Origin of the sequence: Haladaptatus sp. DJG-WS-42 (assembly GCF_037198285.1) — an archaeon.
Lineage (GTDB): Archaea > Halobacteriota > Halobacteria > Halobacteriales > Halococcaceae > QDMS2.
Map to the genome: position 1 here is coordinate 1567536 of NZ_CP147243.1, position 14389 is coordinate 1581924.

The 14389-nt window shown below is 60.6% G+C and carries 16 protein-coding genes and 1 tRNA gene; 9 read left to right on the top strand and 8 right to left on the bottom strand.

The window, feature by feature from the left end:
• Positions 1 to 185: 185 nt before the first annotated feature.
• Both V5N47_RS08625 and pheT read left to right on the top strand, forming a co-directional pair.
• The gene (locus tag V5N47_RS08625) at positions 186 to 1691 is read left to right on the top strand and encodes a phenylalanine--tRNA ligase subunit alpha (RefSeq protein WP_338726884.1); all 1506 of its coding nucleotides are present in this window, start codon (positions 186 to 188) and stop codon (positions 1689 to 1691) included.
• A complete protein-coding gene (gene pheT / locus V5N47_RS08630; RefSeq protein ID WP_338726885.1) occupies positions 1691 to 3409 on the top strand; it encodes a phenylalanine--tRNA ligase subunit beta in 1719 nt (572 codons plus the stop codon). The genes V5N47_RS08625 and pheT overlap by 1 nt, the downstream gene beginning before the upstream one ends.
• Here the strand turns inward: pheT and V5N47_RS08635 are convergent, their stop codons facing one another.
• Positions 3410 to 4465: a quinone-dependent dihydroorotate dehydrogenase gene (locus V5N47_RS08635; RefSeq protein ID WP_338726886.1), complete on the bottom strand. Its 1056-nt coding sequence runs from the start codon at positions 4463 to 4465 to the stop codon at positions 3410 to 3412.
• 86 nt (positions 4466 to 4551) lie between these two features.
• Between V5N47_RS08635 and V5N47_RS08640 the strand changes: the two genes are divergently transcribed.
• On the top strand, positions 4552 to 4968 hold the full coding sequence (locus V5N47_RS08640; protein WP_338726887.1) for a Rieske (2Fe-2S) protein: 417 nt from the start codon (positions 4552 to 4554) through the stop codon (positions 4966 to 4968).
• Here V5N47_RS08640 and V5N47_RS08645 read toward each other — a convergent pair.
• Positions 4965 to 5216: a DUF2250 domain-containing protein gene (locus V5N47_RS08645; RefSeq protein WP_338726888.1), complete on the bottom strand. Its 252-nt coding sequence runs from the start codon at positions 5214 to 5216 to the stop codon at positions 4965 to 4967. The genes V5N47_RS08640 and V5N47_RS08645 overlap by 4 nt on opposite strands.
• Positions 5217 to 5429: 213 nt before the next feature.
• Here V5N47_RS08645 and V5N47_RS08650 point away from each other — a divergent pair, with 213 nt between their 5' ends.
• The gene (locus V5N47_RS08650; RefSeq protein ID WP_338726889.1) at positions 5430 to 6278 is read left to right on the top strand and encodes a hypothetical protein; all 849 of its coding nucleotides are present in this window, start codon (positions 5430 to 5432) and stop codon (positions 6276 to 6278) included.
• A gap of 6 nt (positions 6279 to 6284) precedes the next feature.
• Here the strand turns inward: V5N47_RS08650 and V5N47_RS08655 are convergent, their stop codons facing one another.
• From V5N47_RS08655 to V5N47_RS08670, 4 genes are all read right to left on the bottom strand, one after another.
• Entirely contained in the window at positions 6285 to 6482 is a 198-nt protein-coding gene (locus V5N47_RS08655) for a hypothetical protein (protein WP_338726890.1), read from the bottom strand.
• Positions 6483 to 6815: 333 nt separating this feature from the next.
• Positions 6816 to 6889: transfer RNA gene (locus V5N47_RS08660), tRNA-Lys, on the bottom strand.
• A 58-nt stretch (positions 6890 to 6947) separates the two neighbouring features.
• On the bottom strand, positions 6948 to 7622 hold the full coding sequence (locus V5N47_RS08665; RefSeq protein ID WP_338726892.1) for a hypothetical protein: 675 nt from the start codon (positions 7620 to 7622) through the stop codon (positions 6948 to 6950).
• A 78-nt stretch (positions 7623 to 7700) separates the two neighbouring features.
• Complete coding sequence (locus V5N47_RS08670) at positions 7701 to 7847, bottom strand: hypothetical protein (protein ID WP_338726894.1); 147 nt, start codon at positions 7845 to 7847, stop codon at positions 7701 to 7703.
• Positions 7848 to 8140: 293 nt separating this feature from the next.
• On the opposite strand from V5N47_RS08670, the gene V5N47_RS08675 reads away from it, so the two are divergent.
• The 3 genes from V5N47_RS08675 to V5N47_RS08685 all read left to right on the top strand — a co-directional run bounded on the left by V5N47_RS08675 (position 8141) and on the right by V5N47_RS08685 (position 10630).
• Positions 8141 to 8467, top strand: a complete 327-nt coding sequence (locus tag V5N47_RS08675) for a hypothetical protein (protein ID WP_338726895.1) — start codon at positions 8141 to 8143, stop codon at positions 8465 to 8467.
• Positions 8468 to 8555: 88 nt separating this feature from the next.
• The gene (locus V5N47_RS08680) at positions 8556 to 10355 is read left to right on the top strand and encodes a ferredoxin--nitrite reductase (RefSeq protein WP_338726896.1); all 1800 of its coding nucleotides are present in this window, start codon (positions 8556 to 8558) and stop codon (positions 10353 to 10355) included.
• The gene (locus V5N47_RS08685; protein WP_338726897.1) at positions 10355 to 10630 is read left to right on the top strand and encodes a DUF6360 family protein; all 276 of its coding nucleotides are present in this window, start codon (positions 10355 to 10357) and stop codon (positions 10628 to 10630) included. The genes V5N47_RS08680 and V5N47_RS08685 overlap by 1 nt, the downstream gene beginning before the upstream one ends.
• Here the strand turns inward: V5N47_RS08685 and V5N47_RS08690 are convergent.
• Both V5N47_RS08690 and V5N47_RS08695 read right to left on the bottom strand, forming a co-directional pair.
• Positions 10627 to 11019: a hypothetical protein gene (locus V5N47_RS08690; RefSeq protein WP_338726898.1), complete on the bottom strand. Its 393-nt coding sequence runs from the start codon at positions 11017 to 11019 to the stop codon at positions 10627 to 10629. The genes V5N47_RS08685 and V5N47_RS08690 overlap by 4 nt on opposite strands.
• Positions 11020 to 11059: 40 nt before the next feature.
• Positions 11060 to 11905 (bottom strand): aldo/keto reductase, encoded by an 846-nt coding sequence (locus tag V5N47_RS08695; RefSeq protein ID WP_338726899.1) that lies wholly within the window; start codon positions 11903 to 11905, stop codon positions 11060 to 11062.
• Between the two features lie 208 nt (positions 11906 to 12113).
• On the opposite strand from V5N47_RS08695, the gene V5N47_RS08700 reads away from it, so the two are divergent.
• Both V5N47_RS08700 and V5N47_RS08705 read left to right on the top strand, forming a co-directional pair.
• The gene (locus V5N47_RS08700; RefSeq protein WP_338726901.1) at positions 12114 to 13718 is read left to right on the top strand and encodes a Na+/H+ antiporter NhaC family protein; all 1605 of its coding nucleotides are present in this window, start codon (positions 12114 to 12116) and stop codon (positions 13716 to 13718) included.
• Positions 13719 to 13849: 131 nt separating this feature from the next.
• Positions 13850 to 14344: an Lrp/AsnC family transcriptional regulator gene (locus V5N47_RS08705; RefSeq protein WP_338726902.1), complete on the top strand. Its 495-nt coding sequence runs from the start codon at positions 13850 to 13852 to the stop codon at positions 14342 to 14344.
• The last annotated feature ends 45 nt before the right edge of the window (positions 14345 to 14389 follow it).

Below are 14389 nucleotides of genomic sequence, written 5' to 3' on the forward strand. Positions count from 1 at the left end.
GATATGGCACCCGAACCCACGCCAGTGTTGACCGGCGACGACTCTCGTTTGACCCCCGGGTTCGGCTTTTTTCGGTTCTGAATAGCGCGGCGGTGGAATCCGGCTTTCGGGCCAGAGGAAACCGACGTGAGCGTATCCGGAACCGCTAACTGACTTGCTCGCAGTGTACGCGACAACACCAAATAATGAAACTACCCGAACCACAGGTCGCGGTCTTAGAGGCCGCGTCCGCCACAGACGCACAGACATTCTCCCGACTGGCGGAGGCCACCGACCTCCCCGCAGAGACGGTCGCTGGAGCCGCCTTCGCGCTCGAAGCCGAGGGCCTCGTCACCGTTTCTGAGGAGACTGCAGAGACCGTCACCGTCACCGACGAAGGATTCGACTATGCCGAGGACGGCCTTCCCGAAGTCCGCCTCTACAATGCGGCACTCGAACAGGGTGCGGCCGAGGACGCCGTCGAAATGGGCCGCATCATCGGCGCATCCGGCCTCGGCGGCCCACAAGTCAACATCGCGCTCTCGAATTTCGCGCGCAAAGGCTACGGCTCGATTGACAGCGGCAAGGTATCCGTCAATGCAGACGCCGACCCTGAAGCAGACGAAGAAGCCAACGCGCTCGCCGCGCTCGTCGCGGGCGATTCCATCGAAGATAGCGACGTTCTCTCTCAGCTCTCTCGTCGCGACCTCGTCGACGTATCTGAATCGGCCATCCGCTCGGTGCGCCTCACCGACGCGGGTGTCGATGCCCTCATGGAGGGCGTCTCCGTGGCAGAAACCGTTGGCCGACTCACCACCGAGATGCTCACCTCCGGCGACTGGGAAGACGTCGAGTTCGCCGAGTACAACGTCGAAGCCGACGCAGAGCAGTATCTCGGCGGCAAAGAGCACATCCTCCGCCAGACGGCAAACCGCGTCAAAGACGTGCTCGTCGGCATGGGCTTCCAAGAGATGGAAGGCCCACACGCAGACAGCGAGTTCTGGATTAACGACTGTCTGTTCATGCCCCAAGACCACCCGGCGCGCACCCACTGGGACCAGTTCGCCCTCGACGTGCCGCCGATGGAATCTCTCCCCGAAGGCCTCCTTGAGCGAGTGCACAACGCCCATCTCTACGGGGCAGGCGACGACGGCGAGGGCTACCACTCGCCGTGGACCGAGGACGTAGCCCGCGCAATCGACCTCCGCGGCCACACCACCTCGCTCTCAATGCGGTATCTCTCCGGCCACGAGGTCGGGGAACTCGAAAAGCCATCCCGCCATTTCTCCGTCGAAAAGGTGTACCGCAACGACACGCTCGACCCGACCCACCTGCTCGAATTCTACCAAATCGAGGGCTGGGTCATGGCCGACGACCTCTCGGTGCGCGACCTGATGGGGACGTTCACCGAGTTCTACGAGCAGTTCGGCATCACCGACTTGGAGTTCAAACCCCACTACAACCCGTACACCGAACCGAGCTTCGAGCTGTTCGGTCGCCACCCAGAGACGGGCGAAATCATCGAGATTGGGAACAGTGGCATCTTCCGCCGCGAAGTGCTCGACCCCCTCGGCGTCGAGTGCGACGTGATGGCGTGGGGACTTGCGCTTGAACGGTTGCTCATGTTGATGCACGGCTTCGAAGACATCCGCGACGTACACGGCACGCTGTGTGACCTTGACCTGCTGCGGAACGTGGAGGTAGTCTACTAATGCCCGTTGTTGACGTTGACCCAGACGAACTGCGCCGCCTGACCGGCCACGACGAAAAGAGCGACGACGAGTTGAAAGATGACCTGTTCGGCCTCGGCCTCGAATTCGAGGGCGAAACCGACGACGGCGAGTTCCAACTGGAGTTCGCCCCAGACCGGCTTGACCGGCTCTCGGTCGAGGGTGTCGCCCGGTCGCTTCGCTACCAGTATGGCGACGACCGCGGCGTCTACATCCCGCGGACGAACGACGCGGACTGGTCGATTGTCGTCGACGCGTCTGTCCCGGAAGAACGCCCCTACGTGACGGGGGCAATCGTCCGCGGCGTGAACCTCTCAGACGAGGGGCTCGAATCGCTCATCCAGTTACAGGAAAAACTCCACGCGACGATGGGGCGCAAACGCGCCAAGGGCGCAATCGGCGTCCACGACCTGACCATGCTGAAGGGCGCGAAAGCGACCGACGAGGCGGGTGAGCAGTGCATCACGTACAAGGGTGTCGACCCCGACGGCGTCACCTTCGTTGCACTCGATTCAGACCAAGAACTCACCCCGCGCGAAGTGCTCACGGAACACGAGACGGGCACAAAGTACGCAGACTTGGTGGAGGAGTTAGACCGGTATCCCGCCATCTACGACGACATTGGCCTGTTCTCGTTCCCGCCAGTCATCAACGGCCGTCGCACCGAGGTTTCGACGGACTCGCGCGACCTATTCATCGAACTCACGGGCACCGACCAGTGGACAATCGACCGGATGTGCAACATCATCTGCTACGCGCTTGACGCCCGCGGTGGCACTGTCGAACAGGTCACCGTCGAGTACCCAGACCACGAACTCACGCGCCCCGACTTCGAAGTGGAGACGAAAACTGTCACCCACGAGCGCGTCGAGAAACTGCTCGGCCTCGACTTCGAGGAAAAAGACATCGTGGACTTGCTCGAACGCGCCGGACTCGACGCCGAAGTCGAGACGATCGGCGACGACGAACTCGCCTACGAGGTATCCGTTCCACCGTACCGCGTGGACGTGCTCCACCCGCTCGACATCGTCGACGACATCGGGCGGGCCTACGGTTTCAACGACCTTGAACCAAAGTACCCGGACGTGTCGACAGTTGGCGGCCTCCACGAGCGCTCTCGGCTCGAAACCGCCGCCCGCGACACGCTCGTCGGGCTTGGCTTCCAGGACCTGCTCAACTTCCACATGACGAGCGAAGTCGAGAACTTCGAGCGAATGGGCATCGCGCCCGAAGACGACGGTCTTGGTGCGGAGACGCCCGCGACTATCACCGAACCGTACAGCGAGGAGTACACCATGCTCCGGACGTGGAATCTCCCGTCGCTCATGATGGTCTTAGAGAACAACACCCACCGGGCGTACCCACAGAACTTGGCGGAAATCGGCTTCGTCGCCCACCGCGACGATTCGCTCAACACGCGGGTCGCAGAAGCTCGCCACGTCGCCGCCGTTCTCGCCGGCAACGACGTGTCCTACGAGGACGCGAAAGCCCGCCTGCAGGCGCTCTGTCGTGCCTTCGACGTGGAACTCGAAACTCCGGCCACAGCGCACCCGTCATTCATCGCCGGGCGCACCGCCGCAGTCGTCGTAGCGGGCGAGGAAGCCGGTGTCATCGGCGAACTGCATCCGAAAGTGCTCGTCGAACACGGTCTCGAACTGCCGGTCGTTGGCTTCGAATTCGACCTCTCAGCACTGCAGTAATCAGGGAAGGTCTGCGCCCACGGCGGCTTCGACGCTGTCGTAGCCGTCTTCTTCGAGGAGTTTCAGCAGGCCTTTGTTGATGTCGCGGGCGATGGAGGGGCCGTGATAGACGAGGCCAGTGTAGAGTTGCAGGACGCTCGCGCCTGCTTTGATTTTCTCGTAGGCGCCGCGTGCAGAGTCGATGCCGCCGACGCCGACGACGGGTTTGTCCGTGCGCTTTGCGACGAACCGAATCATCTCGGTAGCGCGCCCCTCGATTGGCTTCCCGGAGAGACCGCCGGTCTGGGCGCTGTTCGCGTTCTGGAGGTGCGCCGGGCGGTCGGTCGAGGTGTTGGTTGCGACGACGCCGTCTAAGTCCAGTTCATCGACGACGGCGAGCGCGTCTTCGACGGCGGCGTTCGTGAGATTGGGTGAGAGTTTCACGAGCAGCGGGCTCGCGCCTGCGTCCTGAAGGGTGCTGAAAATTCGTTCGAGTGGTTCGCGGTTCTGGAGTTCGCGCAGGCCCGGCGTGTTCGGACTGGAGACGTTCACCACAAAATAGTCGCCGCCGTCTTTGACACGCTCGTAGGTGTACAGATAGTCGTCTGCGGCGTCTTCGAGCGGTGTTGCCTTCGATTTCCCGATGTTGATCCCGAGTGGGAACTCCACGTCCACGTCTGCGAGACGTTCGCCAATCAGGTCTGCGCCCTCGTTGTTGAACCCCATGCGGTTGATGAGCGCCTCGTCCTCGGGGAGGCGGAACATGCGCGGTTTCGGGTTGCCGGGTTGGCGTTCTGCGGTGACGCCGCCAACTTCGACGTGGCTGAAGCCGAGTCCGGCGAGCGCGCCGGGAATCTCTGCGTTCTTATCGAATCCGGCGGCCACGCCAACCGGATTCTCGAACTGCTGGTTGAACGCCCGAACTCGAAGGCGTTCATCGTCCACGGTGTAGGCCCGACGCATCGCGCTCATGACGGGCGTGCCATCGACCGCGCCGAGAAAGCGGTGTGCCAGCCCGTGGGCCGTCTCGGGCGGAAGCCTGAACAGAATCGGCTTTGCCGCGTTGTAGAGTCTCATTGTGTCACGGAGCGGAGGCCACGTCGATAAAGCCCGTGGATGTGGCGGGACGGTGAATTGAAGGCCGCGCTGTCCGCAGGTTGGGTATGCCTCGCGGGACGCAGCTCTGTTCTCTCTCAGCCCTCTCCGAAAACGAGTCGTACCTGTTCACCGTGCGCGAACTCGATGGACGCGAAGAAGAAGTCATCCTCGTCAATCTCGCAGACTGCGTCGCGGCATGGAAGAACTTCTGCCAGCACGAAACCGACCAGCGACTCGACCGCGGGATGGGCGCAGCCATCCGCGATGGCGAGCTCATCTGTCCAAAGCGCAGGTCGATGTTCGACGGCTGTTCGGGTTACTGTGACAACGGCAAAGCCGCTGGTTCGACGCTCGTAGCGGTGGACGTAACGCTCGAAGACGGCGACGTGTATCTTACGGACGCAAAATGCAGGTTCGTCCGTGAGGGTGGCATCGACGACGGCGACGACATGCCCTCGTCGTCCTCTCACCTCACGTTTTAGTGCTCTTGCTTGCTCGATGGTGTAAGCGTGGTCGGGTCAAGCCCGCCTTCAAGATAGGCCACCCCGGTGTCGGTGATGCGGTAGACGACCTCGTCGCTGATTGCTTCGAGTAATCCATACGCGCAGAGCACTTCGAGGCGCTGTTCGACGTATTTCAAGTGCATACCGAGCCGGTTGGCAATCAGCGGTGCGTAGTCCGGTCGCTCGCGCTGGAGATAGTCCAGAATCCTGTGGTCAGCGGAGTGCATCCATGCTGCTCGCTGGGTCATTGTAGCCATCGATACCCTTACGAGTTATGCGACTCGGTAGCATATAACACTATCTCCGGCGTGCGCCGTGTTGGCTCGGTGTGCGAGTCGGCTGGTGGCTGTCCCCCGCAGATAGGCGCGCTGGCTCCCGGTTTAGGGACTTCGCGATACTCATTAGTAACCGTTATACGGCGTCCGTTCGACGCTTCAGGCATGCAACGACGCGCCGCGGCCATATTTGCAGTGTTCTTCGTCGTTGCCGGTGCGGGGGCCTTCGGGCTCATCGCAACGGCCGAACAGCCGCACATCAAACTGGATAGCCCCACGTACGGCATGAACGACACGGTCACGGTCGGCGACCGGACGTACACGGTGACGAAAATCGCCCTCGAAGAGTCGGGTGGCGGCGGGCACGGCGGTGGTGGCGGTGCCAGCTACGCCGGTGAACTACAGTGGACAAACCAGTCTGCGCAATACACGGCGACGCTCGCAAACAACTCCACCGTGGCGTACAACGACGGCACGTACCGCGTCCTCGTCCCGAACCAGAGCAACTACACCACGTTCACGCTCAACCAAGAGTTCAACGTCACCCAGCGCCTCGCGGCTGACCCCGCCGTGGACAACGAAACCATCACCCGCAACGGCGAGCGCTACGTCGTCTACTCGGAAAACGAGAGCCTCCGCCTCCTCTCTGAGTACCTCCCTGAACCCGACACCCAAGCGTTCCAGACTGGTGACCAAATCCAGTACCAGAACAACTCGACCACCGTCCAGAGCGTGTCTGAGAGTGGGGCGACCGTCGAGTGGTTCGCACCGAAGACCAACACCATCGAACTCTCACAGGCTGGCAACGTGACCCTCTCCGGTGAGTCGTACGTCGCGAACTTCATCTCAGAAGAGGAAGTGCAGCTCTCGCCAAACTACGAGAACTTCGCGGAACAAGAACACGAAATCACCGAGTTCGAAGACACCATCAATGGTCTCTGGGGCATCATCATCCTGAGCCTCCTCTCGGTCATCTTCATGATCACCTTCGCGTACCTCCCGAACAAAGGCTAATCCGGTCTACGCTTTTCTTCCAGCCCACACAAAACTCGCACCGAGAGCCATCGCCACGAGCGCGCCACCGACCTGTATCCCCGCCGCAAGCGCGCTTGCTTTGGTCGTCCACGGCATCCCTGCAATGGTCGCCAGACTTACGAGGATGAGAAATACACCAGTCGCCGTCAATAAAAGTGAGAGTGCGTCAGCGACGAGTTTCATGCCTGTTTCTGGGTTCGGTTTTGAGATAAAGGTGAGCACACGCTGCGCGTGTGCGAGCCTCGATGCGGCTCTGCCGCATCGGAGTTTGAACCCCGGTTATTCCACTCACTTCGTTCGTTTCACTCCCTGATTCAAATCTCTTCAGCATCGAAACAGCACTCGCTCGCCGGGTTGCTCGCGAGAGAATGTAGCGGGCTGGAAGCGACCGCTGGATTTGAACGCCAGTCGCAGGCAAACTGCTCCTTCGTTCAAATCCCTTCGTTACCGTTCTCCGACTCACGGCGTGGCTCGCACACGCTCCGCGGTGCTCGCCGGAGTTGTTCGTCGTAAAAGCGGGCTGGAAGGGATTTGAACCCCTGGCCGTCTGGTTAAAAGCCAGACGCTCTGCCTAACTGAGCTACCAGCCCTGTACCTCCATCTACCGGTGGTTAGTGGTAAACCTTTACGATTCCGTCTGCTGGTTTGCTACTCTTCGTCCCACGCGGCGTCCAGTGCTTCTGTGACGATGTCGCTGGGAGTCACGCCTTGAATTGACGCCTTGCGTCGCAGTTCGCGGTAGGCGTTCATCGGCAACGAGAGGGTGACTTCGCCGGGGTGGACGCCCTGTTCTGCGAGGGCGGCTTCGACGCTCTCACCGTTGTTGATGGCGCTCGCGGCGGCGCGCACCTGCCGGACGGTGAGGTCGTTGTCGAGGACGGCCCACGCCAGCAGGAAGCGTGATTCGCCTCGGACGCGGGCGATGTGTTTGGCGGCGGTTGGGGCGATTTCGCCTTGGGCGACGTGGCGACGGATGGCGCGGGGGAGGTCGTGGACGCGCGCCCACTTGCGGATAAAGGAGACGGTGACGCCGCCGTCGGCGCGGGCGGCTGCAGCTTTGTAGGACCCTTCGCCGCGCACGAGGGCGGCGCAGGCGGCCGCGCCTTCGAGCATGTAGACGTAGTCTTCGTCGCCGATGGTGTTGTTGGCGAAGTTGCGCACCGTCTCTGCGGCGGCGGCGAGGCTCTCTGGGTCGTCGGGGTCGAAGCGGGCGGCTTCTTGCGCGCGCTCGCCGGTGACCGCGGGGTCGCCACGGATGACGGGTTCACCGACGGGCGACTCGCGCCCTGCACCTATCTCGTCGCGTCGCCGCGGCTCTCTCATACGACGCCGTAGGTGGATGGAACGTAAAAATCTGCGCGTGGCGTGCGCTCTCCGCACACAGCTATCGAGGCTGGGTCGTCAGTCGTCTGCGGCTTCGCGTTGCTCTGAGAGTTTCTCCCAGATTTCGGTGCAGCCACTTCCATCCGCTAAGTCGTCTAAGTGGCTCGTCTCGTTGTTCTCTGCTTGGTCTGAATCGGCGTCTGTGGTTGGTGTCTGGTTACTCAAGTGGTGTCCCTCCGTTCGATTGCGGGTGCGCTCTGAGTCAAGACGTGAGAGCGCGCCGGTGTCGGGGTTAGCTGACCTACCACCTCGTAGAAGCCTAACTCAAATAAGCCCGCGCTCACCTGAAAGTCTGACCCACAAAACCGCCTGTCGGCAACATCACCCGCTTTCTGCGACGCTCAAACCGTGTTAAAATAGCGTGCCTGCGTGCGGTTTTCTCATTTCTCTCTGTCACCACCGCCGGGGAACGTTGCTCGGGCCGGTGGGCTTTGGGTCGCCCGGGCGCTAGCACGGGTATGCCAGTCGCCGTCCACACGCTCGACGATGGGGCGTGGATTAGCGTAAACGACGCCCGTAGAGTCAGCGTGAGCGACCTCTGGTTGCTCGCCCGACACGACGTGTGCGCCTGTGAGGTGGCCGATTTCCTCGCCGAAGCGTTCGTCAGTGTCGGCATCTCTGACGGCGACATCGCCGCGAAAATCGCGGGTCGCTGTATCGTGTGTGGCGACGAAAGCGTCACCGACTGGGTGACCGTGGGCCGGGTCATAGACGGTGAGTTCCACGGCGTCATCCCCGAAAGTGTGCACATTCCCCGCCTTCGCCACCGCACGTCGCCTCGATAAACTGGGCAATATTTTCCGCAATTAGGCAGACGCGGGGATGATTGACGGCACGCTTGGGCGTATATGGAGCTAGTACAACTAGCCAGATATGCCAACCAAAGTCGAGGGCTGGAAAGACGAGACCTACGGTCTCGAAATTCGAGACCACCTCGAACGTTTCGCCGAGGAGGGCTTCGACGCCATCCCCGAAGACGAACACGATGCCTGGTTCGAGCGCTTCAAATGGTGGGGACTCTACCACCAGCGCTCCGGCCAAGAGAGCTACTTCATGATGCGCGTTGGTGTGCCGATGGGTCGCCTGACGCCAGAACAGCTCCGCGTCGTCGGAGAGATTGCACAGGACTACGCAAGCGGCCCCGCCGACAACCCCGAGTGGCCCGGCGCGGTCTGTGACTGGACGACCCGGCAGTCGATTCAGCTTCACTGGATTCAACTGCAGGATATTCCAGATATTTTCTCTCGACTTGAGGAAGTCGGTCTCTCTACCATCCAAGCCTGCGGTGACTCGTGGCGCAACATCGTCGGCAGTCCAGTCGCTGGCCGCGACGCCGACGAACACATCGACGTGTGGCCGCTCGTCGAAGAACTCAACGAGGAGTTCAAAGGCAACGAGGCCTACTCGAACCTCCCGCGCAAGTGGAAGGTTTCGGTGACTGGCGACACCCGCGGGGCCGGACAGGGCGACATCAACGACCTCGCCTTTGAGCCAGCAACCAAAGAAATAGACGTTGACGAGCAAAGCTCGTCAGGCAGTGAGAACTCGGAGAATTCTCACGACGGTGAAGAAGTCATTGGCTTCAACGTCCGCGTCGGCGGGGGCCTCGCGCGCAAAGAGCCGCGCATCGCCCGCGACATCGACGTGTTCTGCCGCCCAGAGGAGATGACTGACGTGTCGGCTGGCATCTCCGCGCTGTTTCGCGACCACGGCGACCGCGACAACCGATTCAACGCCCGCATCAAGTTCCTCATGGACGAGTGGGGCCCCGAGAAATTCCGTCGCGTGCTCCAAGACGAGTACATGGACTACGAACTCGAAACCGCGGGCGACGACCTGCGCCACGAATACGACTACAACGCCGGGCGCAACGACGCGTCGGGTGACTACATCGGCGTCCACGAACAGAACAACGGCCAGTACTTCGTCGGCCTCTACGTGCTTGTCGGCCGCCAGAAGGCAGCAGACGTCATCGAACTCGCAGACCTCGCGGAAGCGTACGGCTCTGAGATGATTGGTCTCACCCAGCGCCAGAACATCATCATCGCCGACATCGCAGAAGAGGACCTCGACGACTTCCTCGCAGAGCCGCTTCTGGAGGAGTATTCGCCCGACCCACACCCGTTCATGCGTGGGTCGATTGCGTGTACGGGGACCGAGTACTGCTCGCTCTCCATCGTGGAGACGAAAAATCGGATGGTGCGCTACGGCCGCTGGCTTCGCGACAACGTCGAACTGCCCGAAGGCATCACCGACTTCCACATCCACCTCTCTGGCTGCACGGCATCGTGCGCCCAGCCACAGATTGCGGACATCAGCCTTCGAGGCATGAAGACGCGCAAGGACGGCGACCCCGTCGAAGCGTTCGACATCGGCCTCGGTGGCGGCCTCGGCGAGAACCCACAGTTCGCAGAGTGGGTCGAGATGCGCGTCGCCGCAGACGAGGTGCCGGGCTACATCAAGAACCTGTTGCAGGTGTACGAAGCCCAGCGAGAAGAGGGCCAAAGCTTCCGTGACTTCATCGCCGCGAAGGATGAGGACGAGCTTCAGGGCCTCGCAGAACCCGAGGAGACCTCCTACGAAGACCCGTTCATGCACAACACGAAGATGACGTGGTACCCGTACGCAGAAGACGACGAAATGGACGCCTCGCCCGCGCCATCTGACGACTGATGGCCGACCGACTCATGACGGTCAACGCGTACACCACGCTTGACCTCGTCGACGCCAAGGCGGAGGGCCACGGCTTCACCGAGGAAGCGTTTGCCACGCTCAACGTCACCTCCCCGCGAAAACAGCCAGATCACGTCTCGCTCCAGCTCGAACTCGACCCGACCGAACTCGACACGCTTTCGCCACACGCCGATACCGTACGCCTCTCGCCCGACGACGCGCGGAAGCTCGCTGCAGCACTTGAGAAGCACGCAGAAACAGTCGAACAGGCTTAGGTCGCGTTTTTCTTTGCGTTAGCCCGCCAGTACAACTGTAACTCGCGCTCGCTGACGTGGTCTATCCCGCCCGCGAGTTCTCGACACACACGCCGCTCGAAATCGTCTGCGTCAGCGAGAAATCCTCGTTTGAACTCCTCTACGAGTTCGTACGTCCACTTGTCGCCAACCACGCCCGCGGGGAGGTGCTGGTCGCGCAACTCGTCCGCAAAGTCGGTGTACCCTGCCTCCCGGAGCACACGCTCTGCGGTGGCAAAACGGTCCATCGCGTGGCCGATACCGTGATGAAATTCGAGAAACTTCCCGAAGGCACGATACAGGTGTTCGATACCGAGTTGGAGTTCGTGTAAGGCTGCCTTTTCCGCTGGGGTGAGGTCGTGTTCAACCATGCTAGATATACTATCACACACGCGAAAAAGGTTCTCTCGGTTACCCGTTGAGGCGCGCCAGTTCGTCTGCAGAGAGCGTGATGGCGGAGGCAGCAACGTTCTCTTCTAAGTGGGTCAGACTCGACGTGCCCGGAATCGGGAGCATGACCGGTGAGTGCTGGAGCAGCCACGCGAGGGCAATCTGGTAGCGCGTGGCGCTGTGGGTTGTGGCAATCTCGTCGAGAATTTCGCCCGTCTTGCCGAGGTCGCCTGCACCGAGCGGGAACCACGGGATGAAGCCGATGCCTTCGGCTTCGCAGACGTCGAGAACGTCCTCTGCGTTGCGCTCTTTGATGGAGTATCGGTTCTGCACCGTGGCGATGTCCACCATTTCGCGGGCGGTTTCTAACTGGGCGACGCTCACGTTGCTGAGGCCAACGTGGCGAATCAGGCCCTCGTCTTTGAGTTCGGCAAGTGCCTCTACGGAGTCTTCGAACGGCGTGTCCGGGTCGGGGCGGTGGAACTGATAGAGGTCAATCGCGTCGAGGCCAAGCCGGTCGAGACTTGCGAGGTGGGCGTTCCGGAGATAGTCGGGGTCGCCACACGGCTTCCAGTCGGTCTGTCGGTTGCGAAGCAGGCCGCCTTTCGTCGCAATCACGAGGTCGTCTGCGTAGGGGGCGAGCGCCTCGCGGATGAGTCGCTCGCTCGTTCCCGGTCCGTAGGAGTCTGCGGTGTCGATGAAGGTGACGCCGAGGGAGACTGCGTTTCTGAGTACTTCCTTTGCATTCGCTACGTCGGCTGGCTCACCGATGATGCCGTCGCCGGTGATGCGCATTGCACCGAATCCGAGTCGGTTGACGGTGAGTTCGCCACCGATGTCGAAGGTATCGCTCTGATTGGAGACCATTGGCGCATCTTCGGATGCTACACAGAAAGGGATTCGTCTGGCGGCACAGCATGTGTAGTCCCACTGTTAGCAACTGACCGGATAGGGTCGTTTGTGTGCTGCTGGTGTTCGTCTGTGTATGTCTACACAGCTGATGGCACAAACTGTCGCGAATAAGTTGAAAAATTGACGAAATTGTTTTATTCCATGTTATATGAACGCATAGAACATGGCTACAGAATTCGGAATATTATCACTCGCGCCACCGCTCATCGCGATTGCGCTGGCGATTATCACCCGACGAGCGATGCTTTCACTGTTCGTCGGTGTGTGGATTGGCGCAGTCATTTACGCCGGAAACCTCGGCGTGGCACAGACGTTCGAGTGGATTGTCAACGCCATCGGTGCAAGTACGTTCAACGCGACGATTCTCGTGTTCGTGATGTTACTTGGGGCTGGCATCGCGCTCATCTGGAAGTTAGGCGGCGCACACGCCATCACTAAATTCGCAACGCGACGCATCGACTCACACCGAAAAATCGGGATTTCAACGTGGCTGCTCGGCATTCTCTGGAACTTCGACGACTACGCCAACAACGCTATCGTCGGCAGTTCGATGAAGAACCTTGCAGACGAACTCAAGATGTCGCGCGAAAAACTCGCCTACATCCTCGATTCGACCGCCGCACCCGTGGCGACAATCGGGATTTCAAGCTGGGTTGCCTTCGAAATCGGCCTCATCGAAACGCAGTATCAAGAACTCGGCATCGCAGAACAGACGCCGTCTGCGGCAGCAACGTTCATCCAGAGCATTCCGTACAACATGTACTCCATTCTCGCAGTGGCGATGGTCGGCATCATCGTCATCACACAGCGGGATTTCGGCGAGATGCTCACCGCCGAAAATCGCGCGGTAAAAACGGGCAACGTCATCCGCGAGGACGCAAACGCCCTCCAGAACATCAAAGACGAACTGGGTGAACCCGTCACCGAGGATGCCCCGCTTCGGGTGTTTGTCCTCCCGGTGTTCGCGCTCGTCGCAACCGTCATCGGCGGTGCGGTGATGATGGGCTATGCGCCCGGTCGAACGTTCATCGAGATGATAAACAACACCGCCGTTGCGACCGCACTCGTCTGGGGGTCGTTCGCCATGGTTGCCACGGCCATCCTCCTCGCACTCAGCGAAGGCCTCTTGTCCATCGCCGAGTCGATGGAAACCGTCTTAGACGGCTTTGGGACGATGCTCCCTGCGGTGAGCATCCTCGTGCTCGCGTGGTCGATTGGCTCCGTCGCCTCCGCGCTTGGCACTGGCGCGTACGTCACCCAGTACGCAACGGGCGTCGTCTCACCGCTGATGGTGCCCGTTGTCGTGTTCTTCACCTCGGCGTTCATCGCGTTCGCCATTGGCACCTCGTGGGGGACGATGTCGATTATGACGCCAATCGTGATTCCACTCGCGTGGGAGATCGGCAGCAACGACCCACAGTTCCTCGCCGTCGCCGTCGGCGCGATGTTCAGCGGTGCGGTGTTTGGCGACAACTGTTCGCCAATCTCCGACACCACCGTCCTCGCATCGACGTTCGCGGGTTCAGACCACATTGACCACGTCCGCACCCAGATGTACTACGCCTTTACCGTGCTCATTGCAACGGGCGTGATTTACCTCCTGTACGGGATGACGAACCTCAGCCCGCTCATCTTGCTTCCACTCGGCGTCGTGACGCTGGTCGTGTTAGTGTACGGCTTCTCAGAGCTTGACGCCCGGCGAAAGGACATCTCCGCGAAACCTGGCTCTGCGCGTGGCGCGCGCACTGGCGTTACGAGCGACGACTAATCGCACTGCGACCGCTGTTTTCAATCGGTTTTCCGAACCTACCCGTTCGTTTGCAGAATTTTCAGCTGACTGACTGACAGCGCGAGTACTAAACACAGAACAATCATTACGGAATGTTCCGAACGCTGTCTATGGACGAGAAGGATATTCGAATTCTGAAGGCAATCGGGACGCTCGGCTCTGGCAGCCCGGACAAGATTACAGACGAAACGGGAATCCCAAAATCGACCGTTCACTATCGCCTCAAAAAGTTGCAGGAAGACGGTATCATCGAGAACGAAGTGTTCGACATCAACTTCAAGAAAGCAGGCCTTGGCCTCACGCTCATCACCGAGGTGTGGGCGGAGTACGACTCTGGCTATCACAAAACCGTCGGCGAGAAGCTGGGGGCGATCCACGGAGTCAATCAGGTCTACTTCACGCTTGGTGACACGGATTTCATTCTCGTCTCGCACCTCATGTCGCGTGAGATGGTCGAAGAACTCATCGAGGCGTTCGAAGAGATCGATGAAATCGACCGCACCAGCTCGACGTTTGTCATCACGACGCTCAAAAACGGGTCGAACCCGTTCAACGACTACGACCTCGACAAACTGATGACGAAGCTCCTTCCGGATCTCGACTGACACCTTACGAAGGGCAGTTCGGTTTTTCCCATCCGCCTCACGCCC

What these genes read in the sequence shown, in the direction of transcription:
- V5N47_RS08675 (WP_338726895.1), top strand. Translation starts at nt 8,141, where the DNA reads ATGCCAGTCGCCGTCCACACGCTCGACGATGGGGCGTGGATTAGCGTA.
- V5N47_RS08665 (WP_338726892.1), bottom strand. Translation starts at nt 7,622, where the DNA reads ATGAGAGAGCCGCGGCGACGCGACGAGATAGGTGCAGGGCGCGAGTCG.
- V5N47_RS08685 (WP_338726897.1), top strand. Translation starts at nt 10,355, where the DNA reads ATGGCCGACCGACTCATGACGGTCAACGCGTACACCACGCTTGACCTC.
- V5N47_RS08650 (WP_338726889.1), top strand. Translation starts at nt 5,430, where the DNA reads ATGCAACGACGCGCCGCGGCCATATTTGCAGTGTTCTTCGTCGTTGCC.
- V5N47_RS08700 (WP_338726901.1), top strand. Translation starts at nt 12,114, where the DNA reads ATGGCTACAGAATTCGGAATATTATCACTCGCGCCACCGCTCATCGCG.
- pheT (WP_338726885.1), top strand. Translation starts at nt 1,691, where the DNA reads ATGCCCGTTGTTGACGTTGACCCAGACGAACTGCGCCGCCTGACCGGC.
- V5N47_RS08635 (WP_338726886.1), bottom strand. Translation starts at nt 4,465, where the DNA reads ATGAGACTCTACAACGCGGCAAAGCCGATTCTGTTCAGGCTTCCGCCC.
- V5N47_RS08690 (WP_338726898.1), bottom strand. Translation starts at nt 11,019, where the DNA reads ATGGTTGAACACGACCTCACCCCAGCGGAAAAGGCAGCCTTACACGAA.
- V5N47_RS08655 (WP_338726890.1), bottom strand. Translation starts at nt 6,482, where the DNA reads ATGAAACTCGTCGCTGACGCACTCTCACTTTTATTGACGGCGACTGGT.
- V5N47_RS08645 (WP_338726888.1), bottom strand. Translation starts at nt 5,216, where the DNA reads ATGCACTCCGCTGACCACAGGATTCTGGACTATCTCCAGCGCGAGCGA.
- V5N47_RS08625 (WP_338726884.1), top strand. Translation starts at nt 186, where the DNA reads ATGAAACTACCCGAACCACAGGTCGCGGTCTTAGAGGCCGCGTCCGCC.
- V5N47_RS08705 (WP_338726902.1), top strand. Translation starts at nt 13,850, where the DNA reads ATGGACGAGAAGGATATTCGAATTCTGAAGGCAATCGGGACGCTCGGC.
- V5N47_RS08695 (WP_338726899.1), bottom strand. Translation starts at nt 11,905, where the DNA reads ATGGTCTCCAATCAGAGCGATACCTTCGACATCGGTGGCGAACTCACC.
- V5N47_RS08640 (WP_338726887.1), top strand. Translation starts at nt 4,552, where the DNA reads ATGCCTCGCGGGACGCAGCTCTGTTCTCTCTCAGCCCTCTCCGAAAAC.
- V5N47_RS08680 (WP_338726896.1), top strand. Translation starts at nt 8,556, where the DNA reads ATGCCAACCAAAGTCGAGGGCTGGAAAGACGAGACCTACGGTCTCGAA.